Source organism: Rhizobium aethiopicum (assembly GCF_900094625.1).
In the GTDB taxonomy this organism is placed as follows: Bacteria; Pseudomonadota; Alphaproteobacteria; order Rhizobiales; family Rhizobiaceae; genus Rhizobium; species Rhizobium aethiopicum.
Genome location: NZ_FMAJ01000004.1, coordinates 292,628 through 316,240 on the forward strand (window position 1 = coordinate 292,628; position 23,613 = coordinate 316,240).

Here is a 23,613-nt window from a genome sequence, read left to right on the forward strand (position 1 = left end):
ATGGAGGGCTGGGGACGCTATCCGCGCCATGAGACCGAGGTGATCGCTTGCCGACTGCCGGAAGCCCTTCCGGAGAGCGTGGTATCGCGCCCAGGGCTGATCGCGCGCGGTAATGGTCGCTCTTACGGCGATGCAGCGATCGGCGAGCATTCTACATTGCTGTGCAGTCGATTGGACCGATTGAAGAGCTTCGACCTAGCCGATCGCGCTCTCACCGTCGAGGGGGGCGTCATGCTCTCTGACGTTCTTCGCTCCTTCGTCCCCAGAGGCTATTTTCCGCCCGTGGTTCCCGGAACCAAGTTCGTCACGATCGGCGGAATGATTGCATCGGACGTCCATGGCAAGAATCATCATCGCGACGGTGGCTTCGGAGGCCACGTCCGCGAGTTGAAGTTGGTGGTCGCCAGCGGAGAGATCGTCACCTGTAGCCGCACACAAAATTCCGAGCTTTTCTTTGCGACGGTCGGCGGCATGGGCATGACGGGGATCATTGCTGAAGCGACCTTCCGCTTGAGGCCCATCGAAACCGGCTGGATCGCGCAAAAGACCATCGTCACGGAGAACCTCGGCGACGCATTGACCGCGCTACGCCAGACCGAGGATGCCACCTATTCGGTGGCCTGGATCGATTGCCTTTCGCAAGGCGCCTCCCTCGGACGCTCGCTGATCTTCGCCGGCGAGCACGCGACGCTGGACCAGGTCGGCGGAACATCGAAAGCCGAGCGTTTTCCTGCGTGGAACCCGGCGAAGCTTTCGCTGCCATTGGACCTTCCACACTGGCTGCTCAACAGAAGAAGCGTATCGACCTTCAACGAGGTCTATTTCCGGGCAGGAGCGCGAAAGGCGGCCAAGACTGCGCTCGTCCATTGGGATAAATACTTCTTTCCTCTCGACGGCATGCTTGAATGGAACCGGCTTTATGGAAGGCGGGGCTTTCTGCAGCATCAGTGCGTGATCCCTGCCGAGGACGCGCTGCCAGTCTTGAGCGGCATTCTTGACCGGTTTGCGCGTTCGGGCAAAGCCTCTTTTCTCGCGGTTTTGAAGAAACTCGGGGCAGAGGGTGGCGGCCTGCTGTCCTTTCCTACGCCGGGCTATACGCTCGCACTCGACCTTCCGGTCACTCAGGACGTGTTCCGGCTGCTCGACGAAATCGACGAGTTGGTTGTCAAGGCAGGAGGGCGGCTCTATCTCGCCAAGGATGCGCGACAGTCACGTCAAACATTCGAGGCGGGTTACCCACGTTTGAATGCGTTCAAAGAGCTGCGCAAGGCAACTGGCGCCGATCGTCACTTTAATTCCCGCTTGGCAAAAAGGCTCGGCATATGAAGGGAATCGGCAAGACTCTGCTCCTGATCGGCGCAACCTCGGATATTGGCCGTGCGACGGCGCTGATCTATGCCGAGGCGGGATGGGATGTGCTTCTGGTCGGACGAAGGCGAGTGGCCGTCCAACGCGAAGCCGACGACATCAGCGCACGGACAGGCGCTCACGTCATGGTCCACGAACTCGATATTCTCGCTACGAGTCGTTTCGAAGAGTTCATGAGCAGCATTTCGGCTCTGCCCGAGACGGCGGTCTGCGTCGTTGGCGATCTCGGGGAGCAGTTTCGGGCCGAACAGGACCTCGAGCACGCCGCCACGGTCATGCGGACCAACTTCGAAGGACCAGCTTTGCTCATTGGTCTTCTGGCTGAACGTTTTGCCGCGCGAGGATCCGGTACCATCGTCGGCATAAGCTCCGTCGCCGGCGAGCGCGGGCGAGCGTCGAACTATGTCTATGGTGCTGCCAAAGCCGGTCTGACCGCCTTCTTGTCAGGGCTGAGGAACAGGCTTTCCCGGTCCGGCGTGCGGGTGCTGACCGTGAAGCCGGGCTTCGTTCGCACACGCATGACGGATGGAATGAAACTACCGCCGCTTCTCACCGCCGAACCTCGGGAGGTCGCGCAAAAGATCTTTGCCGCTGCCGAGGGAGGGAGGGGCGGAGACGTCGTCTACGTCAGAGCGATTTGGCGACCCCTCATGACGATGATCCGGTCAATCCCCGAGCCGATCTTCAAGAGGCTGCGGCTGTGATGGAACCGGGCAATCAAGCCGCCTACGCGGCCATCGAAACGAAAACTGCGGCACACAAGGGAGCGGCGGCCGGGATACGGCGGTTTCTTTCGGCAGAGGTCGCAATCATCGTCGTCGGATTGGTCTGCGCGGCCATGCTTGCATTGCCGGGGCGAACCATCAATGCCGCCTTCATCAATGACGTGCTGATTTTTATCGACGGCGCACATCGGATCACATTCGGTCAGGTGCCGAACCGCGATTTTCACACGGCGCTCGGGCCGCTGGTGTTCTACATCCCGGCCGCGGGATACCTGCTGACGGGAAATTTCGGCGCTGCAATTCCAATGGGAATGGCCATGGTGATCGTCGTCTTCCTCCCCGCGATGATCCGCATCCTCCTATCGCGCCTCAGTCCCTCGATGGCGGTCGGGCTCGGCATATTTTTCATTCTCATCCTCGCGGCGCCGATCAATCTCGGCAGTTCCATCCTGTATCCTTCCTTCGCGATGTTCTACAACCGCATCGGCTGGGTCGCGCTCGGCCTGCTGCTGGTGATGTACCTGGCGCCGCGGTCCCCAGGCAGGGGGAATGCTGCCGATGCTGTCGCCGCGGTATTTCTGCTGCTTGTCTCTTTCTATACAAAGGCCACCTACGGGCTGGCCGGGACCGGCTTTCTGATGTTCATGCTGTCTGATCGACAGCAGCGCCGCTGGGTCGTGACGGCCCTGCTCCTGACGGGCGTGGCAATGCTCGTCATCGAGTTCTTCTGGCGTGGCACGGCGGAGCACATAGAGGATCTGCGGTCGGCGGCACGGGTCAGCGGCGGTCATGATCTTCCCAGTATTCTCAAAAATGTGCGTGAGAATTTGTCGGATCTCACGGTGTTCGCAGTCTTCTCTTCGGTCGTCCTCTGGCAAAGCCGCCGCCTGCGGGACCTTGTCTACTGTGGGTTCTGCATAGCCGCAGGCCTGGCGATCATCAATCAGAACGCCCACAGCTGGGGCATCATCACGCTCTACTGCGGCGCGGCAGTTCTGGTGCAAAAGGCCGGCGAGCTGCAGCTGGGCAAAGACGGCAGAAGCGCGGGGCGATTGGTTCTTCCTCGCCGCGCCCTACAACTGCTCGTTTTATCGTTCCTGTTGCCGCCCATCCTGCACCACAGCGCGGCTCTCGTTCTGCATACGGCGCTTGCCGCCGAGAAAGCAGGTCAGTCTCTCGGGCTACCGCTATTCGATGATCTTCGGGAAGTCGACCCGCCCGGCGGCGAGCCTGACTTCATAAGACGATACCTCGACGACATCGTAACTGGCGGTGCGCTGCTGCAGGCATTGCCGGCGCCGCCGGAACGCGTCTTCGTGCTTGATTTCGTCAACCCCTTTTCTGCCGGCCTTGGCATTCGCCCGCCAACCGGCGACACTGCCTGGTTTCACTGGAACCGCAATATCAACGAGAAAGCGTTTATCCCGCCAGACGTGCTCTTTGCCGACGTCAAGATCGTGATGGTGCCGAAAACAGGAATCAACAGCCTGCCGCTGCAGGAGCTGTATGGCCCTTTTCTTTCAGCAAAGTTCGACGTCATTCAAAAAACCTCTGAATGGACGGTCTATCGATGGCGCCAGACCCCGGCGCAAAGTGAGGGCCGGTGACTGTAGCATTGAGGTCGATGCAGGAGAAAGACGCATCACCCCGGGCGATCCAATCGAACAGGTGGCGTGTGGTCATCCTCGGCATTGGCCTGGTGCTCGCCGGCCTGCTCGCTCTGCCGGGTCGGACTGTCACGACCAAATATGTCAACGACCTTTTCGTTTTCCTCGATGGCGCTCATCGTATCGCGGTGGGACAATTGCCCAACGTGGATTTCCACACGCCACTCGGACCGCTGACATTCTATATTCCCGCCGCCGGCTATGGACTGTCCGGTAGCATGGGTGGCGCGATGCCGGCGGGAATGGCTATGGTGGTCGTCCTGCTTGCGATTGTTGCCGCGGAAATCATCGGCAGTCGGATGCGTAAGGTACTCGGATTGCCGCTTGCGATCTTCCTGCTCCTGATAGTTGCGGCTCCCGCAAATCCGGGCGAACGGATAGGTGAGCTGACCTTTGCCATGTTCTACAATCGGCTGGGATGGGCGTCGCTTGGCCTTCTGCTGGTGATGTATCTGCCTCGGTTGCCGGGCGCTCGGAGTAGCAAGGCCGTCGACGCCGCCTGCGCCAGTTTCCTCGTGCTGCTGATGCTCTACACGAAGATCACCTATGGCGTCGTGGAGCTTGCCTTCCTTGTGTTCATGCTTTTCGACCGCCGCCAGATCGGTTGGGTGGCTCTGGCGCTCGTGATTGTCGGTGTCAGCATTCTCATGATCGAAGTCGTCTGGCGCGGCGGCTTCCACTATCTCGCTGACCTGCGCCTTTCCGGCCAAAACAGCGGCGGCTTCCCGACGCTCACGGCTCTCGGTCACGTTGCCCGCAACAACTTCGCCGACCTGCTTGTCTTTCTAATGGTCGCGGCCATTGTTCTCAATCTGACGACGAGTTACCGGCATCTACTCTTCATTGGTTTCTGCGGTGCAGCCGGTATCCTCTTGATCGAGCAGAATTTTCAGAGAATCGGCATTCTGACTCTGGGTGCAAGCGCCGCCATCATCACGGAAAGCCTCTGTCGCGCCGGGTTGCCATCGCGGCATTGGAAAGCCCGGCTCGCCCTGCCGCTGCTCGTGGGCTTTCTGTTGCTGCCCGCCGCCGTCAGCAACGCCGCATCGCTCGCTATTCATACTTATTGCGCCGCCGAGGGCCGAGGTAAACCGATCCCGCTACCGGCGTTTTCCGAGATCAGACTGGTTGAGATGTGGAGCGCCGGCCAATACGAATATTTCGAGGGATATAACAGGACATTGGCTGACGCTTCAGCGGCTCTCTCGCGATTGAGCACCGAAACCGAGCGTGTTGCGGTCCTGGATTTCGTCAATCCCTTCTCTGCCGGCCTCAGGCTAATACCGCCGGTCGGCGACAGCGTCTGGTATCACTGGGGGCGCACACTTGGGCCGGATTATCATCCGGCCCCGGAGCAGATGTTCGTCGACATCGATCTGATCCTCGATCCGAAATGGCCAATCGAAATCTGGACGGGTAACGGCATGCGCGACGTCTATGCCCACTATATTGCTCGCCATTATCAGATGGTGGCGCAAACCGCCGATTGGCGCATCTACCGCAGGAAAGCTCCCTGAGTCGGCGCATGTTGCCGGTCGCGTTCTGAGACGATCAGGCCGATGAGGATCAGCACGAGGGCCCATGCATAGATGGATCCGGCCGTCAGTTGGGTGAGGCGAGGGGCTCCGAAGTAGCCGAGGATGACGGGAACGGGTATCGTCAGGGCGGCGCCCGCCACCCATGCCCATGCGCGCTGCCAATGGTGCAGCAGCACCGGCAGCAGGAAAAGCGTGTAGTGGATCCATCCGAGAGGCGAGGCCAGCAGGGAGGCCAGCAGCGCGAAGCCGCTGACTGCGATGATCGGCGGGCGGCGGAAAAATGCCCAGCCTGCCAGTCCAAGCAACAATAGGGCGGCAAGAACAGTGCCTGCGGCGGGAAGGCCCGCGCGCGCCGCAACGCCCGCAAACGACGCGTTGGTCAGAAAAATCGCGCGTTGACCATCCGTCGCAACGAGGCGCAGCCAGTCGAGGTAGATCTGAGATCCGAACATTGCCAGCGGGATTGCGGCTATGACGGCCGCCGTGGTCACCGCCAAGACACTCGGCAGGCGATGTCCGGCAAGAAAGAGCAGCACCGGCCACACCGCAAAATTAGGTTTCATCGAGATCAGCAAACCGATAATGATGCCGGCGAATACGCGATCACCCTTTTCCAGCCGAAGCCAAGCCACCACCGCCAGCAGCACAAACGGCATATAGATCTGGCCAAGATAGAGCGTGTCCCAGAAGCCAGCTAGCGCAAAAGCCCAGATGGCCAGCAGCGGGAGTTCCAAGCCGCCGCTGTAGCGTCGCAGCAGCAACACCACCGCGGCGAAGTAGCTGGCAATCGAGATCATCCACCAGATACGAAGCGACTGGACCGGGTCAACGACGTCGAAAGCCTGGAACAGCAGTGCCGAAATCGGGGGATTGAGATTGGGATTCCAGGATTCAAATCCGGGAAAAACGACATGCGGCGTGAGCGGCGGGTAGATGCCATAGGGGTCCAACCCTGCAGCGGCTGCGCGCCCCGACGCGACGAAGGCGCCGAAATCCCACAGGCCATGATCTGAAACGACCCGCGGAATTTCCGCCTGGATGATCAGCAAGGAGATGAGGGCAAGACCCGCGGTCGCAGCCAGACGGATGAATTTCCCCGGCGGCCCAATATCAGCATCATGAAAGAGCGATGCTAATGAGCGAGTTTTCATCGACTTCTTCACAGGTCTGGCCCCATGGGTTAGGGTCCTGTCGCGGGGGCGATTTGCATCTGCGCGGGCTGACCGACCTCAGGTTTTGGTCTCAGGTCGTTCGGGGGTGCATCGCGAGAGGCTGGCGGCGTCCTCTGCGGTTGAGCGGTCGAACCGGTCGTTTCAGTTCCAATGGCTCCGTTCGAACCGGCCTGCGCGTTCACCGTGAACTGGTCGGTGCCGATCGGCTGTTGCGTTACCTTGCCGTCCGCCGAGGCGACACGCCATACTGTATTGCCAGCGTCGTCGGCGACAAGCAGCGCGCCGGTCCCGTCAATCCCGACGCCGACGGGCCGTCCTTTCGCTTGGTCGCCCTGGAGAAAACCCGTGACCACATCCTGTGCCTTGCCGGACGGAGCGCCGTTTTCGAATGGCACGTACACCACCTTGTAGCCGTTAAAGCTGTCCCGATTCCAACTGCCGTGCTCGCCGATAAAGGCGCCGTTGGCATATGCGGGCGGGAGCGCTGACTTGTTGGAGAAGGTCAACCCCAGGGCAGCGACATGGCTCGACAGAGCATAATCCGGCGGAATAGCGATATTGACCATGTCGGGCCGCGGCGGATGCACCCGCGCATCGACATGTTTGCCGTAATAGCTCCAGGGCCAGCCGTAGAAGCCGCCCTCCGTGACCGAGGTCATGTAGTCGGGAACAAGGTCCGGACCGAGCTCGTCACGTTCATTGACGACGGTCCACAGGGTGCCCGTTTCGGGATTGAAGGTGAGGCCGTTCGGGTTTCGAAGGCCCGAGGCGAAGACGCGCGCCGCACCGGCATTGCGGTCGACTTGCCAGATCGCTGCTCGACCCTTCTCCGCTTCAAGGCCGTTCTCGACGATGTTGGAGTTCGATCCTATCGAGACATAGAGAAACCGTCCGTCGGGGCTGAGCGCCAGATCCTTTGTCCAGTGGTGGTTGATCGGACCACCTGGCAGGGGCGTCAGTATCTTTGGCTGAGCGTTGATTTCATTCTGGCCAAGCTCATAAGGGTAGGCGAGGATGGCGCTTGTCGAGGCGACGTAAAGGATGTTGTCGATCCAAGCCACGCCGAAGGGCGAATCCAGCTTCTTCAACAGGTCATGCCGCTCATCCACCGTGCCATCGCGGTTGGTGTCACGCAGCAGCGTAATGAGGTTGCTTTCCTTTTGCTCGCCGCCATCGCCGTGGGCGATCGACATGATCCAGCCCCTGATAAAATCCTTCGGCCGTGATTTTGGTCCGCCAGACGGGCCGCGAGACTGGATCACGAGCACGTCGCCGTTCGGCAGTGTGTGAACTGTGCGGGGATTGGCGAGATCTTTGGCATATGCCTGGACCGTCAGTCCTTCCGGAACGGTCGGTGCCTCGCCGTCTTTCCAGCCGACAACCTTCGCGACCTTCAGATCGGGCAAGAGAGAAATCGACGGCTCCGGCAGAACCGGGTTCGGTCCGATCTGCTTTGAAATGTCGAATTCCTCACTTTGCGCGTAAGCTGCAAAGCCAACACCGGCAGCGATAGGCAGGATCGCGGCGCTGAAAATCTTGGGCTTCATCATCAGACTCTCCAGGCCAGCCGGGCATATTTACGTGCAGAAGCGGCTGCGGCCACCAGACACATGAGGAAGGTGAGCGCAGAGAGTGCCAGCCCGAAAGGAACTACAGCAGTCCATCCATCGCCGGCATGGACAAGGCTGTTAGCGGCTGCGAGCACCAGGATCATCAGGTAGAGAAGGGCGGACAGGAAGCTCGGCCGCAGCGGGCGGGTACGTGGACGCAGCAGATCTATAAATCCGGCCAGAACGGCAAACAGGCCGAAGAGCAGTCCGGCGAAGAGCAGCCATGCCGAGAAATTCTGCCACATTACATTGCCGCTTTGCCAGAAGGCGATATCGGTGGCGAGAGCGAGCGTGAAGCAGACGAAGGGAAAAGGAACAAAAAGCGACTGCATAGGATAGGCGGCCGCGTCTCGATTTCTCGCGGGAAATAAAGCCATGGCGTGCTCCGTCCGGAAGAGAGCGTGGTGATGACTACCAACCAGCGCAAGGAGCGATGGTTCCCGCCGTGGGGCAGCACATTTCCCGCAAGCTGCATGATCGGAGCCACGCGCCGCCGCGATTGCGGCACGCGCTCACCTTGCATCCACGACAGCTCGCACTTGTCGCCGAACGTCACTCCGGAGCGCATGACGACGCGATGGATTGGCCAATAGCGGTCGCCAACCCCGGAGGCCTACGACAGCTTCCTGATCGTGCCGTAAATGATGTTGCGGTTGGCACCGAACCAGACTTTGTTTTCGACCGTGTTTTGCGGCGCACTGCTTCTGGCAATACGCCACATGTCGGCCTCGGAACGCTGGAGGAGTTCCCAGTTCATGTAGGATTCCATGTATCCGTCATCGGCCATCTCGTCGGAGAAATTGGCAAACAGAAAGACGCCGCCTGGTTTCAGCATGTCCATGCAGATCTGTGTCAGTCGGATTGCGACTTTATCGGTAAGGTAATCGTAGAGTCCTGCCGCGTAGATGAGATCGAATGTGCCAATCTGATGCTTTCGCGCCAGCAGGCCGCGCACGGATCCATCGATAGGCTCGACAGCAGTCCCATGGAATTGGCTCGAGATCGAGCCGATGCTTTGGGGGTCCTGATCAAGGGCAACCCAGCGTTTAAGCCGCCCTTCTGCCAGTGCCGTTGATCCCTCCGCTTCGCGAAGGTGACCGGCGGCAATCGCCAGAATCTCGGTATCTGCACCGGTTCGCGCAGCGGTCTCATCGACGGAGCGGGTCAGGATGTCGCGACGTTCCCTGACGGCGACCGGCCCGGGCGCGTTTATGGTGTATTCGAAAATATCGAGACCGAGATGGGTGGATCTGGCCACTTCTTCGGCCACCGCCGGATGTCCATAAATAAAGTCTATCAGACTGGCATCACCGGAATAACCGCGCGGCTTTTCAAAGGACCAGCGCGTGAACGGGCATTGCTGCAGGATCTTTGCCGAGGGATGGGCCTGAATCAGCGGGATGAGCTTCTGCCACACGGCAGCGCCGCATTTCTGGCGGACGTCGTGGAGCTGACCAATCAGCCACCTGACGGCTTCAGGCAGGTCTTTGCCGGCGGCGAACCGCTGCATTGCAAGGCTGATGATAATTGCAAACTCGGCCTCCGCAGTGCGCAACAGGCCTGTTTGCTGATCCTGGTTGGGTGAGAGGAAGTTATTGCTGACGGACTGCGGGGTGATCAAGCTTTGGCCATCAAGGGAAAAGAGCGGCTGTGCCACGGAACCTCACTGGTAAATAACAACTTAAGAGATAAGATAAAATCCTCAGCATTCTCTTAACGTCAAGTCAAGGTCCGCGGCAGTGGTCGCCACTGCACCGCATAATTTTAGAAAATATTAGTGACGCCGAGAGATACACTGCCAGCTTCGGCGCTGTTCGAGTGTTATCGGTTGATGTGGGGTCTGCGCAGGGCTATCCAATTCAGCTGGCGGTCTGCGTAGGGCAACTGCTGCAAGATGTTGGGTGGCAGGGGCATGATGCACGTGTTAGCCGAGACGGCAGTCGCCACCATGCGGCCGACGCTGTCGCCAGAACGGTTGCGTCGTCTTTATAAGCATCGGAGCGAGAGCGGCCGAAAGTGCGCGACGCGCAGCGGCCTCTGGATCGCGGTCGCTGCTTACCTCGCATATGCTTTCACGGATTATCTTTTTATTGGCGATGTCGTTCGCTACACGGTCGCCGGCCGGGTGGCGGTGAGCGCCGGTGCACTATGCATGCTGGAACTCCTGCTCTACCGCAAGGCAAAAGCTGATACGGTCGACATGGCTGCGGCCGCATCTGTGCTCGCAGCTTATCTTGTCTGGCTTCTCACCGCCCAGATGACCACGGTCAGGGACGCGTTCTCATATTATATGGTTTTTGGCGCGATCTTCATGATGAGCGTCAACCTGTTCTTCAGTTTCCGGTTTCCGCTCGCCCTTGCGGCCTCCGTCACCAACATGCTCATCTTCATTGGCGCCCTCTGTCTGTTCGCGCCGATGTTGCTTGTCCACAAGCTGATCCTCGGTGCCTTCTGTATTTCCTGCTTTATTTTCACGTCTTACGTGAACCTTCAGCTGAACAGAGAGCGCTATAAAGTCTTCCTGAATGCGCTTGAAGCCAGTCTGCAGCAAGCGGCCGCCGAGGAAAGGGGCAGGGCGCTTTTGCACCTCTCGAATACGGATTCGTTGACGGGACTGGAAAATCGCCGGGCAATCGATCAACGCTTGCGTGATTATTGGCAACGCTGGCAGGACAAAAGAGCGCCCTTCGCCGTCCTGCTGATCGATGTCGATTACTTCAAGCATTATAACGACTGTTATGGCCACCAGGAAGGTGACCGGTGCCTTGTGGCGGTCTCGCAGCTTCTCCAGAGCGTGGCCTCGTCCTACGGCTCGATCATCGGGCGATACGGAGGTGAGGAATTCATCGTCATCACACCCATGCAAAATTCGGAAAGGGCGGCCGCACTCGCAGAAGCAATGTGTGCTGCCGTCCGCGCGCTGGCTTGGCCGCACGAGCACCGGCGGGACGGGACGACCGTCATCACCGTCAGTGTCGGCGTCTCCTATACCCGGGACCACACCAAGCAGGTCGACAAGGTCATTCATGAAGCCGACCGCGCGCTTTACGCCGCCAAGGCGACGGGTCGCAACACCGTCGTGGTCTTCGATCCTGACGACCCGCAGAGCAGCGATGACAGCGAGGATATCGCCGCGACCCTGAAGATCGCGCTTGAACACGGCCTCGTCTCCCTCGTGTATCAGCCGATCCGCAACGTCCAGACCGGTAATATGGACGGTGTAGAAGCTTTGATGCGTTTGAAGATGTTGGATGGAACCGCGGTACCGCCGGATAGATTTATCCCGGTTGCGGAAAGGACCGGTTCGATCGTTAAACTCGGCCGGTGGGCAATTCGCACCGTTTGCCGGGACCTGTTGGCAGCCGACCTGGTGCAGGTTGCCAGCGTCAACGTTTCGCCGATCGAACTGAAGACGCCAGGTTTCGCCAGCTATGTCGCGGCAACGCTGGCGGAATTCGACGTGGCGGGCGCGCGGCTTGCTTTCGAAATTACCGAAGGCGTCGAGCTGGAAATCGACCAGGACCTGGTTCGCTGCATCAGCGACCTGAGGGCGCTCGGGGCTCAAGTCTGGCTCGACGACTTCGGCACAGGCTTCGCAGGGCTCTCGTGGCTTCGCCTGATCGAATTCGACACCGTCAAGATCGATCGATCCTTCCTCCATGACAGCAACACGGAGAGAGGCAAGAGGATGCTGCTCGACATTATCAGCCTGCTGCGCAATCGCGGTGTCAGGATCCTGGTTGAAGGCGTCGAGACGATCGAACATCAACTGCTGATGCAGCAGTACGGAATCAACCAGATCCAGGGATATTTCATCGGCCGGCCGGCGCCGGCGGCTCGGCTGGAAACGGGTAATGTGCTGCCGTTCAGCATGGCCAGGAACCTTGATTCAAAACGTCTGTCCCGGAATGGGCCATAGGCTCGGTCCTTCAGCTGCGACCTGATGCCCGGTCACGGGAGCTCATGTTGGTCTCATCAACCATAGAGACTGGTTGTAATGACGCACATTGCTGCACGGTTTCGGTTGCCCCTTGTTGAAAAAACATGCACACCGAACTGTGAATGGCACCTGCCGTCGCTATATGATACCCGATAGGAAATCACCGAGGAGTCCCCCGTGGAACGCAAACTATCTGCGATCATGGCCGGCGATATCGTCGGGTACAGCCGTCATATGGCGGAGGATGAGGCGGGGACCTACAGCGAACTCCGCTCCGTTCTGGATGAGTTGATCGCACCGACCATTCTGAAGCATCGTGGCCGCACCTTCAAGAGCGCCGGAGACGGATTTCTCGCGGCCTTTCCCAGCGTCAACGAAGCGCTTGACGCTGCCATAGAGATCCAGCGCGGCTTTGCCGATCGTACCTTCAACCTTCGCATAGGCATCAATCTCGGTGACGTCATCGAAGACAATGGCGACGTATTCGGCGACGGCGTAAATGTCGCGTCACGTCTTGAGTCCATGGCGGAGCCTGGCAGCATCTTCGTGAGTGCGGCCGTAGTGCGAAGCGCCGAAAGGGAGAGGGCGAAGCTCTTCTACCGAATTGGTCGGCGCCAAGCCAAAAACATTCCCGAACCCTTGGATGTTTATGCCGTGCGATTGACGGCCAGCGTCGCGCTTTGGCAGCGGCTTCCCCGTCCGCGCCAGATGCTTCGTCGTGCGGCACCTTATGCTGCTGCCATTGTCGTTATCGGCGGCGCGGCGGCCTTGGCAGACGTTCCCCCGTTCAGGGGGATTTCCCGGGAGATTTCGAATGGCGTCGCCTTGTTGTCGGGTATCGCGAGCGTCGATGTCCGCCCTTCGGTCGCCGTGCTGCCCTTCGACAACATGAGCGACAAAGCCGACGAAGGCTACTTCGCCGATGGGCTCACCGAAGATATTATCACGGAGCTTGCACGCAATCCCGAGCTTCAGGTCATCGCCCGGAATTCGACATTTGCCTTGCGTGGTCGCCCGGCCGATGTGCGGGAGATCGGCGACAGACTGGGCGCCGGATACATAGTCGAAGGCAGCGCGCGGCGAGCGGGTGACAAGCTTCGCGTGGTGGCCCAGCTCATCGATTCCCGTAGCGGCGCTCATATCTGGTCGCGCAGCTATGACCGGGGTGTCGACGATGTCTTCGCGGTGCAGACGGAGCTGACGTCGGAGATCGTAGCCCATCTCGTCTCGTATGTTCGAGTTTCCGAGATCGAAAATGCAGCGCGGCGGCCGACGGAAAATCTGCAGGCCTACGACCTCGTGCTCCGCGGTCGTGATCGGTACAGGCACGGATCGAAAGACAAGGACGCTTTTCTGGCATCGCGGACACTTTTCCAGCGCGCCCTGGAGCTGGATCCGAGCTATGCCGCCGCTCGGGCGCATCTCGGAATGACCTATATTCTGGACAAGGTGCAGTCCGTCAGCGGGCTTGCCACCGATGCCGATCTCGAAACGGGATTGAGCGAGGCGCGTCAGGCGATCCGGCTCGACCCAAATCTTGCCAGCGGCTATCAGGCCTTAAGTTTCGGCCTTGCCGCCAAGGGAGACTACCCTGGCGCCAGGCGGGCGGCGCAGCAGGCCGTGGAACTCAACCCGAACGATCCCGACAGCCTCATGGCCCTCGCCAAGGCACAGGTGCGCTTCGGTGAATACGCGAACGCCGTTGCCAATGCAGAACGGGCCAGGCGCCTGCATCCCATGGCGCCGGAGTATTATATCTATGTCCATGGACAGGCATTATACGCGGCTGGTCGCCTGGATGACGCTGACAAGGTGCTGGACGAATGCCTGATCCGTGCGCCGCAGGCAGAAGATTGTTTGCTGATCAAGACGGCCGTGCTCACCGGCCAGGCGAAGCTGGCGGATGCGCAGGATATGATGGCGCGATTGGTGAAAGCCAATCCCGAACTCTCCTTGGCCAAGGAGAGGGAATACCGCCGCTTTGGCGATTCCGATCTGATGGAAAAATTTCTGGCGGACCTCGCCAGGGCGCGGGCGCCCGAAACCGCCACTGCGTTGAAAACAATGCAACCCGCTTAAACCGTCAAAGGCCACGTTGCTTCCGATCCCGCTCGCAGAGCATCGCGCTTTGGCGTCGCCTGGAACGGGCGACCGCAATCGCGCGTGAACCGCGAAACTCTTTCGTATCCAACGTCAAAAGCGGCGGCAAGAGGGACGTCGGCGGAATGAACGGTCCTGCAGAAGCAGCTCGAGCCTGCGCGCGGAAATGACGTGAAAATATCGGCGCAGCCTAATCGCTTCGCGTCAATCCTTACAAAACTCCGGACTCTAAGAGGTCCCGGCCCCGCCCGAGATAAAATCGTCCGGTCCGAACTGCATGGTAGATTTAGCGTTCCGCTCCATCGCAGTCTCATTTCGTTAACCATAGTTCGTAGCAGGGCCGCGTGGAAATTCTTACCCGGTCTTGCCTCTGATCGGCGAATTGGCGCGGGCAAGCGCCATCAACATCGGTCCGATGGCGAATTCGCCTCTTTCGGCGCGGCGTGTCAGGTCGCGGAGGTAACCGCCGGCGGAATTGATATGCCCTGCCCTTTCGAGCACGCAGGCCAAGACGGTGGCGGCATTTTCAGGACCCATGACCTCGCAGGCTTGTTCATAAGCCGACGGACTGACGCCGAGCATCGAGCGAACGACGACAGCCGCCGCCATCAGATCACGCCATGTGCTCACGGCGCCTTGCGGTCCGTAGGCGCTGATCTCCGGGCAGGCCTGCAGCACCAGGCCTAGCGGGAAGGATTTCAGCCCGCCGCCATGCGCAGTCGGGACTGAGCTTGCAGCCGGCAGAGGCCCGCCCTTCCCGTCGTCTGCTGTTATTCGGGCCATCGGTTCGGCCCAACCTGCCGATCGGTCCTCCGCCCTCGCGGCCTGCTTCGTTTCGAAGCTTGGTTCAAATTCAATAATGGAGTGTGGGTTTGAATTCTGTATGTGCCGCTCAGAATGTTGGGCATTGCCGCTTTCATTTTGAGACTTAGCCTGCATTTCCAACTGATTGACGATTTCTTCGCGCAACAGCTCCAGTTCGTCGAGGGCGCCGGCAACCGTCTCGGCCGACGGTGATCGCCTCAGCCGTTCGACGACGTCACGAAAATGCAGGTGGATCTCGCTCCAATCGCCAGCCGCCCCCTCTTCCACGGCCATCTCGATCAACTTGGCGATGTCGCGCCGGCAAAGTGTCAGGCGCTCTTTGAGCCGCTGCAGTTGCAATCGTTCGGCGACCACCTCCGCCGCCAGCCGCTCGATCTCATCAGCGCGCGCAAGCAGCGGCGCCAAAGAGAAGCCGAATGCCTCACGGATCTCCCCGTCCTGCTCCTTGCGGGCATAACGTTTGCCGTTCGGGCTGTCCTTGCGGATCAGCAATCCGGCCTCGATCAGCGTCGCCAGGTGGCGGCGGATCGTCTGCTCCGCCATTCCATGCGCGCGCAGAGAAAGCTGCGCATTGGAAGGAAAAACGACCAGCCCGTTGTCCTCGGAGAGCTCTCCCTTGGGATAAAAGCTCAGCAAGGCGTTCAGAATGGCGAGCGCCCTGTCGGTGATGCCGAGCAGCGGCTTGGCCTCGCACAGGGCTCGATAGAGTTTCCACTTATCAATTGATCGGCCCGGCTCGATTTTTCGGGCCGCCGCTTGGCTTGCCAACATGCCAAACGTCATCGCCCGCCGCCCGAACGGCGTCGTCACACTTCCGCTTTCCATTTTCTTCGCCTTCTTCAAGGCAAAAGATCGCGGCTCACCAAATTCGGTGCCAAAGACTCTTGACTATGATTCGCGGAAATGTGATTCTCTGGCTGTCTAGATCAGAGAGGGCTTCCGCGACGGCAACGTTCGGGGGCCTTTTCTTTTGCTTATTGATCTCCGTTCTTCGTCAAATCCTGTGTCTTCTCGAACGCCTCGTAGAGACGGTCCAGATTATCGGCGATGTAGGCTCCAAAGGCAGATGCCTTCTCCGCCTTTAGCGCGATGGTGAACTGCTTCCCGTCATTGCGGATCTTCGCCTTGACGGCTCCGTCCTTGCGCTGCCAGGCGTGAGCGACGGGCTGAAGTATGGCGGCGGACGAGGCCTGTTGCTTCCTGTTGATGAAGGCGACGAGCATGTCGAAGCGGGCGTCCGGCTCCGCCGTCTCGAACTCCGTCGATCGGGTGAATTCGACCGCCCGGGTAGTGATGTTTTCAGTCTCGAATTTCACCGAAAGATCGTGCCAGCGGTCGCGGCCAGTGGTCTTGGCCGCGCCGATCGCGGTCAGCACTTCGGCTGGAATCCGCCTTGTGACCGACAGCATCTTTGACACCGTCGTCTTGTCGGCGCTGAGCGCCGACATGATCGTTTCTCTGTCAAAGCCCAAAGCGTCGAGCTTGTCGGCGAACATCGTCCTTTCGATAAAGGAAAGGTCGGCGCGCGCCGAATTTTCCTGCCCCTGGGCAATGACGTGGTCGCGATCGTCCAGCTTCTTGACCACGGCCCTGACGGGTCGGCCGAGTTCCTTGGCGGCTCTGGCGCGCCGATGGCCGAACGCGATCTGATAGCGGCCGTCTTTCTTAGGATGCGGGCGGACGAGGATCGGCGAATCCTGGCCGTGCAGGCGGATTGCCTCGACCAATTCACGGAACTGCTCGTCGGCGTGAGCCAGCCTGTCGGTGACGAAGGAATCTTCGATCAGGGTGGGATCGAGATCGATCACCGTCTCACCCGTCGCCAGCTTCTCCTCGATCGCCTTCGCCGCATCGGCCTTGGCAGCCAACGCGTCAATACTACGCGTGACGGCGCCGAGAGCACCGATACCCTTATAGGTGAGATGCTGTTTCTCGTCCTTATGAAGCGGCTCGGCTTCGTTGTTTACCGCAGTAAACTTCTTGGAATCGTCCATCAGGCCCGAGAGGAGATTCTTACGTGCCATCGACCTGCCCCTCGTCCCAGTTTACCGCAGTAAACTTATCCATCATTTCCGCCCCCATGCCTTGTGAATGAGATCGGTGATCTCGCCGTTGACGGCGTCCATCGCCTCCATCGCCCGGTCATAGGTCGCGCGGGTAAACTGGCTCCGCTCGACCTCATAAAGCGTCTGGTTGGTGATCCCCGCATCAGAGATGGCAACGCTGCGCAGCATCGGATTGGTCAGCACATGGTTCTTGAACATCGAGCGCATGAAGGCGACCATCTGCGTCTGCGGCCCGTCCTGCGGATCGTAGCGGGTCACGAGATAACGCAGCCAGTCGAGGTTCATGTCGCCACCGGCTCCCTTCAGCGTGTTCAAGACTTCGCCGAGCATCAGCAGGAACTGGCACATCGACATGACGTCGAGCATCTGCGGATGAACGGTGATCAGCACCGCCGTCGCGCCGCAAATGGCGCTCATTGTGAGAAAGCCGAGCTGGGGAGGGCAGTCGATGATGACGATATCGTAATCGTCTGCGACCGAAGACAGCGCCTCATCCAGCCGCGCGAAGAAAACGCGTCCATAGTCGCCCGCCTTGCCCTGGGCAAGTACGCGCGGCGTATCGTGCTCAAACTCCATCAGTTCGAGATTGCCCGGTACGAGATGAAGGTTCGGGAAATTCGTCGGGCGGATGACCTCTCTGAGCGGCCGCCGCCGATCGTCGTAACGAATGGCGGCGTAAAGCGTCTCATTCTCATTGACGTCGAATTCGGGCTGGAAGCCATGGATGGCGGAGAGAGAGGCCTGAGGGTCGAGGTCGACGGCGAGGACGCGGTGACCGGTGAGGGCAAGGTGCTGGGCAAGATGCGCGGCGGTCGTCGTCTTGCCGCTGCCGCCCTTGAAGTTGACGACGGCCACGACCTGCAGATGTTCGTTGCCGCGGCGATGGCGCATATAATGCGTGCCCGCGCGGGCATGATGCTCCAGGAAAGCACGCATCTCTTCCATCTGCTCCGCCGTATAGGACCGGCGGCCCGAGGGCGTGACCTGGGGCAGGGCACCCTTGCCTTCCAGCGACAAATTGCGAAGATAGCCGCTGGTGACGCCAAGGAAGCGCGCGACTTCAGCCAGCTGAAATTCCCGCAGGTCCTTCAGCGCGCGCGGCGGAAACATTTCAAGCCGATGCTGCTTCAGCTTGTCGGACAGTTCCTGCGCCTGACCAATGATCAGCTGGTCGACATCGGAAATTGCTTTCTCTATCTGCGGTGCCATATTCATGGAAATCTCGAAAATGCGATTTAAAAGTCCTGCGCACTAGGAAATCGCATTTAGCGCCGATTCTGAACGAGTCGCAAGGCAAATAGGGTTAACAAGACCTTGTCGCCGGGTTGTCCAATCTTTTTCAAAACGCTTGAACTATAGGTCAGCGCCGCGGTCTGACAGGCGAGGCGAATCGTCAGAGGTGGACTCTGGCACCATAGTCGTCAAAATCCGCTAGAATCGAAAGATCGAGCATGCGCGGCGTCTGGTGAAGCCATTGACGGCAGACGGCCGTTCAGCTTCTGCCCCCGGTTTGCAGTAGGCGAGATCCGCTGGATCCTGTCCAGCGCAATAGGGCAGACGGCGATGCAGGGGAGGGGCATCCGGCATCATCGCGATAACGCCGGCACCATGCGTGCCGGTTCCGGTCATTTTCCAAGCGGATGGGCGATATCCGCCGAGGAATCTCCAAAGGTGACGCCGCTGCTTTCCGCCTGCGCCATTGCGCTCACCAGCGCGATGATCGTTTCGCGGATATTCTGGTCGCCGATCTTCAGGAAGGCGCGATTGAGCACCAAACCCTCCTTTGTCCGCAGGAATTCAGCGACCGGATCTCCCGTCGTCGGCGGGTGCAGCCCTTGCAGCGCCAACGGCTCGGAACCCTCCTGTTCGAAGAAGAAGCTCGGCGAGACGTGAAGCACTTCGGCGATCCGCTGCAGGCGGCTCGCGCCAATGCGATTGATGCCCTTCTCGTATTTCTGAACCTGCTGGAAGGTCACGCCGATCTGATCGGCAAGCCGTTCCTGGCTCATTCCGAGCAATTGCCGGCGCATTCTTATGCGCGCTCCGACATAGCTGTCTATCGCATTCGGTGTCTTGACATTCATCACGTGTTTCAGCCTCGATCGCATTCTCAATCGCCGCAGCTGTAGTCCCGCCCGCGCCGGTTTTCCATGGCTGTTTTCACATAGCGTCTTCGATATGCGATGATCGTGACCGACTGTGATATGAAAGACCCCATCAGAGGCGGGAAATCACGCAAATTCGACCGGCGAAGAATAAATCGAACAAGATCCGTACCGATACTGATAAAACTGGGCTGTGATTGCCGCCCGGCTTGCGCTAAATCCACTAAGCGACCGCCGCTCGAATATCTCCCCAGCCAGCCCCGATCGCCCGAAAATCCATAAAGACCGACGCGGCGCGGCGCCGAACGTGCCTGTGCAGGAGGAATATTCATGGCAACCGTTGCCGAACGCGCACCTCGTTTTGAAAAAACAACCATGTCTATTCTAGTGGCGGTCAGCTTCTGTCACATGCTGAACGACATCATGCAGTCGCTGCTCTCCTCGCTCTATCCGCTGTTCAAGGCGAACTACGATCTCGATTTTGTTCAGATCGGCCTCCTCACCATGACGTTCCAGGTCACGGCCTCGCTGCTGCAGCCGCTGGTCGGCATCGTCACCGATCGATGGCCGATGCCCTATTCGCTGCCGGTCGGCATGGCGAGTACCTTTTGCGGCCTCATTCTTCTCGGCAGCGCAGGCAATTTTGCGCTGTTGCTGGTTGCGGCAAGCCTGATCGGCTTCGGCTCGGCAGTCTTTCATCCGGAATCCTCGCGTGTTGCCCGTCTTGCCTCTGGCGGCCGCCACGGTTTCGCACAGTCTTTCTTCCAGGTCGGCGGCAATGCAGGTCAGGCGATCGGCCCACTGCTCGCCGCCTTCATCGTGCTGCCGCTCGGCCAGCACAGCGTCTCCTGGTTTGCCGTCATCGCCATGGTGGGAATGATCGTGTTGAGCTGGGTTGGAAACTGGTACATGAGCCATAGGCGGCAGAATGCCAGCAAGCCGGCCGTCAGCCGAACCCTGCCGCTGCCGCAGAACCGGGTCGTCTGGGCGCTGCTGATCCTGGTGCTGCTGACGGCGACGAAGAATGTCTATATGGCGAGCGTATCCAGCTACTTCACCTTTTATGTCATCGACAGGTTCGAACTCAGCGTGCAGCAGGCGCAGCTGATGCTTTTCCTGTTCCTTGGCTCCGTCGCCGTCGGCACCTTCCTCGGCGGACCGATCGGCGACCGCTTCGGAGCCCGCTTCGTCATCTGGTTTTCAATCCTTGGCGTCATTCCCTTCGCGTTGCTGCTGCCTTATGCCAGTCTTTTCTGGACGGGCGTGCTCAGCATCGTCATCGGCCTGGTCTTCGCTTCCGCCTTTTCAGCGATCGTCGTCTTCGCGCAGGAACTTGTGCCAGGCCGCGTCGGGCTGATTGCTGGCGTCTTTTTCGGCTTTGCCTTCGGGGCAGGGGGGCTGGGTGCTGCGCTGCTCGGCGATTTTGCCGACACTCACGGAATCGCATTCGTCTACCGCATCTGCTCCTACCTGCCGCTGCTCGGCCTGCTGACGGTGTTCCTGCCGCGCATTCCGAAGCAGAAGCCGGCCTGAGGCCATCCGCGCAGAGATGCCTTCGCCGACCGGTGAGAGAATTCCGTCGTCCTTTGGCCGCCGAGGCTGGAAGCGGCGGCAGAGGCGACGTTTTCCTTTTTTAGAAGATGCTCACAAGTCGCAATTAATCCACAAATTTGATGGAAATTTATCCTGCCGGCATTGATGGCGGGGCAAGAGTTTTTCCGACCTTCCCCCTACATCAGATATTCTTGCTTCGCCCGCGATCCGGCGATTTGCCATGATCGGTCGGCTCGGGGCGTTCTGCCTCATTCAGTCAGACGGGATAAAAATGACCAAGAACAAAAATCTTCACGGCTTCCACCTTTCGCGCCGCGCAGCCCTTGCGGCCGTCGCTGTTTCCGCGGCCGCACTTTTTACCTTTGCAGCACCGGCACCTTCCTTTGCCGAGGACAAGTCGATCAAGGTCGGCATCATGGCCGGCGAGGATGAGGATGTATGGCGCGTGGTGACCAGCGAGGCGGCCAAAAAGGGCCTCGCGATCGAGACCGTCATCTTCAACGACTATACTCAGCCGAACGAAGCGCTGGAGCGCGGCGAAATCGACGCCAACGCCTTCCAGCACCAGCCCTATCTCGACAACCAGATCCAGCAGCACGGCTATCACATCGTCCCCGTCGGCTATACCGGGGTATGGCCGATCGGTCTCTATAGCAAGAAGCACAAGTCCGTCGCCGAGATCCCCGAAGGCGCCGTCATTGGCGTACCGAACGATCCCTCGAATGAAGGCCGGGCGCTGCGGGTTCTCCAGAACGAAGGCTTGATCAAGCTGAAGGATGGTAGCGGCATCCTCGCGACGGTGGCTGACGTTGCCGACAATCCGAAGAAGATCGAGATCAAGGAGCTCGACGCAGGCATCGTCGGCCGTTCGATCGACGATCTCGATGCCGGCGTCGTCAATACCGACTGGGCACTGAAGAGCGCTCTTTCACCGGTCGAACGCATCGCACAGGAGCCCATCGCCGATAATCCTTACCGCAACTTCATCGCCGTAAAGGAAGAGAACAAGGATGCGGACTGGGTCAAGACGCTGGTGTCTTCCTACCAGAACGACACCGTCAAAGCCGAGTTCGACAAGGTCTACAAGGGGACGGGTCTCAGCGCCTATTGAATCCGGGAGAAGGCCGGGGTTAAGGCCTGCCGAAGGCGGTCCGGGCGTTTCTGGCCCGGGCCGCCTTCGGCGTTGCAAGGAAAAACACATGAATTCGTTTGTTTCCACCGCGGCGGTCGAGGCTCAACCGCAAGCGGCAGCGGCCGAAGAGGTGGTGAGGCTCGTCGATGTGCAGCGGCGTTTCGGAACCACACCGGCTCTCGACGGTGTTTCGCTGACGGTGAAGAGGGGCGAAATCCTCGGCATTATCGGCCGAAGCGGCGCCGGCAAGTCGACGCTGATCCGTTGCCTGAATGGCCTGGAGCGCGCCGACAGCGGCGAGATCCTGATCGAAGGCCGCGATATCACCGGGCTTCAGGAGCAGGAACTGCAGCCGCTGCGTCGCCGCATCGGCATGATCTTTCAGCATTTCAACCTGCTGTCCGCCAAGACCGTGGAGGAAAACGTGGCACTGCCGCTGAAGATCGAGGGCGTTGCCAAGGCCGAGCGCCTGAAGCGGGCGCATGAACTGCTCGATCTCGTCGGCCTCGCCGATAAGGCGAAGGCCTATCCCGCATCGCTCTCCGGCGGCCAGAAGCAACGGGTCGGTATCGCTCGTGCGCTTGCGGCACGTCCGGCGCTGCTGTTGTCCGACGAGGCGACATCGGCGCTCGATCCGGAAACCACGCGATCGATCCTGGCTCTGCTCAAGGACATCAACCGTAAGCTTGAATTGACGATCCTCCTAATCACGCACGAAATGGAAGTGGTGCGCGGCATTGCCGATCGCGTCGCGGTTATCGATGCCGGACGGATCGTCGAGGAAGGGCAGGTCTGGTCGGTCTTCGCCAATCCGCGGGAGGCGATCACCAGGAGCCTGCTCGGCGGCATCCGCCCGCAGCTTCCCGGCCACATTGCCAGCCGGCTTTCGGCGACCGGAGGAAGCGAGGCGATCCTCAGCGTTGATCTTGCCGGACCTGAAGCGCAAGGGGCGCTCTTCGCCGAACTATCGGCGGCGCTGCCGCATTCCTTCCGCCTCGTGCATGGCGGCATCGATCACATCCAGAACCAGCCTGTGGCGCGGTTCTTCATCGCCGTTCCCAGCCGCGATCCTGGGCTCGCCGGGAAGGTCGAACAATTTCTGACGTCCCGGTCTGCCCGGGTAGAGGTGCTTGGTTATGACACCGATCATGTTTGAACTGCTACTTCGCTCCCTTTGGGAGACGGTCCTGATGACCGTCGCCTCGGGAGTGATCTCGCTCGTCGCCGGCCTGCCGCTCGGTCTTGCCCTCGTTGTGACGGCGCGCGGCGGCATCGCCGAAAACCTCTGGATCAACCGCATGCTCGGCGCCGTCATCAACGGTTTCCGCTCTGTGCCCTTCATCATCCTGCTGGTGGCGCTGATCCCGCTGACGCGGTTGATCGTCGGCACGGCGCTCGGCACGTGGGCGGCCATCGTACCGCTCGCCATCGCCGCCACACCCTATTATGCCCGTATCGCCGAAGTGTCGCTGCGCGAGGTCGACCGTGGGCTGATCGACGCCGTGCGCGCCATGGGCGGAAACCGATGGACGATCGTCCGCGAAGTGCTGGTGCCGGAAGCGCTGCCGGGCATCGTCGCCGGCTTCACGGTCACGCTGGTGACGCTGATCGGCGCTTCGGCCATGGCGGGCGCGATCGGCGCAGGCGGCCTCGGCGATCTTGCTATCCGCTATGGTTATCAGCGCTTCGACACCAATGTGATGATCGCGGTCGTAGCCGTCCTCATCGTCCTCGTCTGCGGCATCCAATGGCTTGGCGACCGGCTGGTCGCCAAGCTCGACCACAAATAGACCAGCGCCGGAGCGGCGGGC

Annotated in this window: 19 protein-coding genes; 10 read left to right on the top strand and 9 right to left on the bottom strand. The window is 60.0% G+C overall.

What is annotated here, in order from left to right; genetic code table 11:
* Genes GA0061105_RS11175 through GA0061105_RS11190 form a run of 4 tightly spaced genes read left to right on the top strand, consistent with a single transcriptional unit; the run spans position 1 to position 5,277 of the window.
* The gene (locus GA0061105_RS11175) at positions 1-1,326 is read left to right on the top strand and encodes an FAD-binding protein (protein WP_092750181.1); all 1,326 of its coding nucleotides are present in this window, start codon (positions 1-3) and stop codon (positions 1,324-1,326) included.
* A complete protein-coding gene (locus GA0061105_RS11180) occupies positions 1,323-2,072 on the top strand; it encodes an SDR family oxidoreductase (RefSeq protein ID WP_092750183.1) in 750 nt (249 codons plus the stop codon). The genes GA0061105_RS11175 and GA0061105_RS11180 overlap by 4 nt, the downstream gene beginning before the upstream one ends.
* Positions 2,069-3,700 (top strand): hypothetical protein, encoded by a 1,632-nt coding sequence (locus tag GA0061105_RS11185; protein WP_092750184.1) that lies wholly within the window; start codon positions 2,069-2,071, stop codon positions 3,698-3,700. The genes GA0061105_RS11180 and GA0061105_RS11185 overlap by 4 nt, the downstream gene beginning before the upstream one ends.
* A gap of 17 nt (positions 3,701-3,717) precedes the next feature.
* Positions 3,718-5,277: a hypothetical protein gene (locus GA0061105_RS11190; protein WP_092750186.1), complete on the top strand. Its 1,560-nt coding sequence runs from the start codon at positions 3,718-3,720 to the stop codon at positions 5,275-5,277.
* Here GA0061105_RS11190 and GA0061105_RS11195 read toward each other — a convergent pair.
* The 4 genes from GA0061105_RS11195 to GA0061105_RS11210 form a co-directional block, all read right to left on the bottom strand.
* Positions 5,256-6,449 carry a glycosyltransferase family 87 protein gene (locus GA0061105_RS11195; protein WP_092750188.1) on the bottom strand — a complete coding sequence of 398 codons (1,194 nt, stop codon included), beginning with the start codon at positions 6,447-6,449 and terminating at the stop codon, positions 5,256-5,258. The genes GA0061105_RS11190 and GA0061105_RS11195 overlap by 22 nt on opposite strands.
* Positions 6,450-6,478: 29 nt before the next feature.
* Positions 6,479-8,020 carry a PQQ-dependent sugar dehydrogenase gene (locus GA0061105_RS11200; RefSeq protein ID WP_092750190.1) on the bottom strand — a complete coding sequence of 514 codons (1,542 nt, stop codon included), beginning with the start codon at positions 8,018-8,020 and terminating at the stop codon, positions 6,479-6,481.
* Positions 8,020-8,457 (bottom strand): DUF2231 domain-containing protein, encoded by a 438-nt coding sequence (locus tag GA0061105_RS11205; protein ID WP_064695184.1) that lies wholly within the window; start codon positions 8,455-8,457, stop codon positions 8,020-8,022. The genes GA0061105_RS11200 and GA0061105_RS11205 overlap by 1 nt, the downstream gene beginning before the upstream one ends.
* Before the next feature lie 236 nt (positions 8,458-8,693).
* The gene (locus tag GA0061105_RS11210) at positions 8,694-9,737 is read right to left on the bottom strand and encodes a class I SAM-dependent methyltransferase (RefSeq protein WP_092750192.1); all 1,044 of its coding nucleotides are present in this window, start codon (positions 9,735-9,737) and stop codon (positions 8,694-8,696) included.
* A 255-nt stretch (positions 9,738-9,992) separates the two neighbouring features.
* Here GA0061105_RS11210 and GA0061105_RS11215 point away from each other — a divergent pair, with 255 nt between their 5' ends.
* Both GA0061105_RS11215 and GA0061105_RS11220 read left to right on the top strand, forming a co-directional pair.
* On the top strand, positions 9,993-11,999 hold the full coding sequence (locus GA0061105_RS11215; RefSeq protein ID WP_425348759.1) for a putative bifunctional diguanylate cyclase/phosphodiesterase: 2,007 nt from the start codon (positions 9,993-9,995) through the stop codon (positions 11,997-11,999).
* A gap of 198 nt (positions 12,000-12,197) precedes the next feature.
* Entirely contained in the window at positions 12,198-14,099 is a 1,902-nt protein-coding gene (locus tag GA0061105_RS11220; RefSeq protein ID WP_092750194.1) for an adenylate/guanylate cyclase domain-containing protein, read from the top strand.
* A gap of 375 nt (positions 14,100-14,474) precedes the next feature.
* Here the strand turns inward: GA0061105_RS11220 and repC are convergent, their stop codons facing one another.
* From repC to GA0061105_RS32385, 5 genes are all read right to left on the bottom strand, one after another.
* The gene (repC, locus tag GA0061105_RS11225) at positions 14,475-15,770 is read right to left on the bottom strand and encodes a plasmid replication protein RepC (RefSeq protein WP_092750196.1); all 1,296 of its coding nucleotides are present in this window, start codon (positions 15,768-15,770) and stop codon (positions 14,475-14,477) included.
* Between the two features lie 149 nt (positions 15,771-15,919).
* Positions 15,920-16,969 carry a plasmid partitioning protein RepB gene (gene repB, locus GA0061105_RS11230; RefSeq protein WP_092750198.1) on the bottom strand — a complete coding sequence of 350 codons (1,050 nt, stop codon included), beginning with the start codon at positions 16,967-16,969 and terminating at the stop codon, positions 15,920-15,922.
* Between the two features lie 42 nt (positions 16,970-17,011).
* Positions 17,012-18,226, bottom strand: a complete 1,215-nt coding sequence (gene repA / locus GA0061105_RS11235; protein ID WP_092750200.1) for a plasmid partitioning protein RepA — start codon at positions 18,224-18,226, stop codon at positions 17,012-17,014.
* Positions 18,227-18,636: 410 nt separating this feature from the next.
* The gene (locus GA0061105_RS11245) at positions 18,637-19,095 is read right to left on the bottom strand and encodes a helix-turn-helix domain-containing protein (RefSeq protein ID WP_092750204.1); all 459 of its coding nucleotides are present in this window, start codon (positions 19,093-19,095) and stop codon (positions 18,637-18,639) included.
* Positions 19,096-19,121: 26 nt separating this feature from the next.
* Positions 19,122-19,493, bottom strand: coding sequence for a hypothetical protein (locus GA0061105_RS32385; RefSeq protein WP_167358533.1), 372 nt, complete (start codon positions 19,491-19,493; stop codon positions 19,122-19,124).
* Between GA0061105_RS32385 and GA0061105_RS11250 the strand changes: the two genes are divergently transcribed.
* The 4 genes from GA0061105_RS11250 to GA0061105_RS11265 all read left to right on the top strand — a co-directional run bounded on the left by GA0061105_RS11250 (position 19,447) and on the right by GA0061105_RS11265 (position 23,592).
* The gene (locus tag GA0061105_RS11250; protein WP_092750206.1) at positions 19,447-20,649 is read left to right on the top strand and encodes an MFS transporter; all 1,203 of its coding nucleotides are present in this window, start codon (positions 19,447-19,449) and stop codon (positions 20,647-20,649) included. The genes GA0061105_RS32385 and GA0061105_RS11250 overlap by 47 nt on opposite strands.
* Positions 20,650-20,941: 292 nt before the next feature.
* On the top strand, positions 20,942-21,781 hold the full coding sequence (locus GA0061105_RS11255) for a MetQ/NlpA family lipoprotein (RefSeq protein WP_092750342.1): 840 nt from the start codon (positions 20,942-20,944) through the stop codon (positions 21,779-21,781).
* Positions 21,782-21,869: 88 nt separating this feature from the next.
* A complete protein-coding gene (locus tag GA0061105_RS11260) occupies positions 21,870-22,958 on the top strand; it encodes a methionine ABC transporter ATP-binding protein (RefSeq protein WP_064696695.1) in 1,089 nt (362 codons plus the stop codon).
* The gene (locus GA0061105_RS11265; protein WP_064696694.1) at positions 22,939-23,592 is read left to right on the top strand and encodes a methionine ABC transporter permease; all 654 of its coding nucleotides are present in this window, start codon (positions 22,939-22,941) and stop codon (positions 23,590-23,592) included. Before GA0061105_RS11260 ends, GA0061105_RS11265 begins: the two co-directional genes overlap by 20 nt.
* Positions 23,593-23,613 lie beyond the last annotated feature (21 nt).

Excerpts from the sequence above, each read along its gene's own strand:
- GA0061105_RS11175 (WP_092750181.1), top strand. The coding sequence starts at position 1 with ATGGAGGGCTGGGGACGCTATCCGCGCCATGAGACCGAGGTGATCGCT.
- GA0061105_RS11180 (WP_092750183.1), top strand. The coding sequence starts at position 1,323 with ATGAAGGGAATCGGCAAGACTCTGCTCCTGATCGGCGCAACCTCGGAT.
- GA0061105_RS11190 (WP_092750186.1), top strand. The coding sequence starts at position 3,718 with ATGCAGGAGAAAGACGCATCACCCCGGGCGATCCAATCGAACAGGTGG.
- GA0061105_RS11195 (WP_092750188.1), bottom strand. The coding sequence starts at position 6,449 with ATGAAAACTCGCTCATTAGCATCGCTCTTTCATGATGCTGATATTGGG.
- GA0061105_RS11200 (WP_092750190.1), bottom strand. The coding sequence starts at position 8,020 with ATGATGAAGCCCAAGATTTTCAGCGCCGCGATCCTGCCTATCGCTGCC.
- GA0061105_RS11205 (WP_064695184.1), bottom strand. The coding sequence starts at position 8,457 with ATGGCTTTATTTCCCGCGAGAAATCGAGACGCGGCCGCCTATCCTATG.
- GA0061105_RS11215 (WP_425348759.1), top strand. The coding sequence starts at position 9,993 with ATGATGCACGTGTTAGCCGAGACGGCAGTCGCCACCATGCGGCCGACG.
- repC (WP_092750196.1), bottom strand. The coding sequence starts at position 15,770 with ATGGAAAGCGGAAGTGTGACGACGCCGTTCGGGCGGCGGGCGATGACG.
- repB (WP_092750198.1), bottom strand. The coding sequence starts at position 16,969 with ATGGCACGTAAGAATCTCCTCTCGGGCCTGATGGACGATTCCAAGAAG.
- repA (WP_092750200.1), bottom strand. The coding sequence starts at position 18,226 with ATGAATATGGCACCGCAGATAGAGAAAGCAATTTCCGATGTCGACCAG.
- GA0061105_RS11245 (WP_092750204.1), bottom strand. The coding sequence starts at position 19,095 with ATGAATGTCAAGACACCGAATGCGATAGACAGCTATGTCGGAGCGCGC.
- GA0061105_RS11250 (WP_092750206.1), top strand. The coding sequence starts at position 19,447 with ATGGCAACCGTTGCCGAACGCGCACCTCGTTTTGAAAAAACAACCATG.
- GA0061105_RS32385 (WP_167358533.1), bottom strand. The coding sequence starts at position 19,493 with ATGGTTGTTTTTTCAAAACGAGGTGCGCGTTCGGCAACGGTTGCCATG.
- GA0061105_RS11255 (WP_092750342.1), top strand. The coding sequence starts at position 20,942 with ATGACCAAGAACAAAAATCTTCACGGCTTCCACCTTTCGCGCCGCGCA.
- GA0061105_RS11260 (WP_064696695.1), top strand. The coding sequence starts at position 21,870 with ATGAATTCGTTTGTTTCCACCGCGGCGGTCGAGGCTCAACCGCAAGCG.
- GA0061105_RS11265 (WP_064696694.1), top strand. The coding sequence starts at position 22,939 with ATGACACCGATCATGTTTGAACTGCTACTTCGCTCCCTTTGGGAGACG.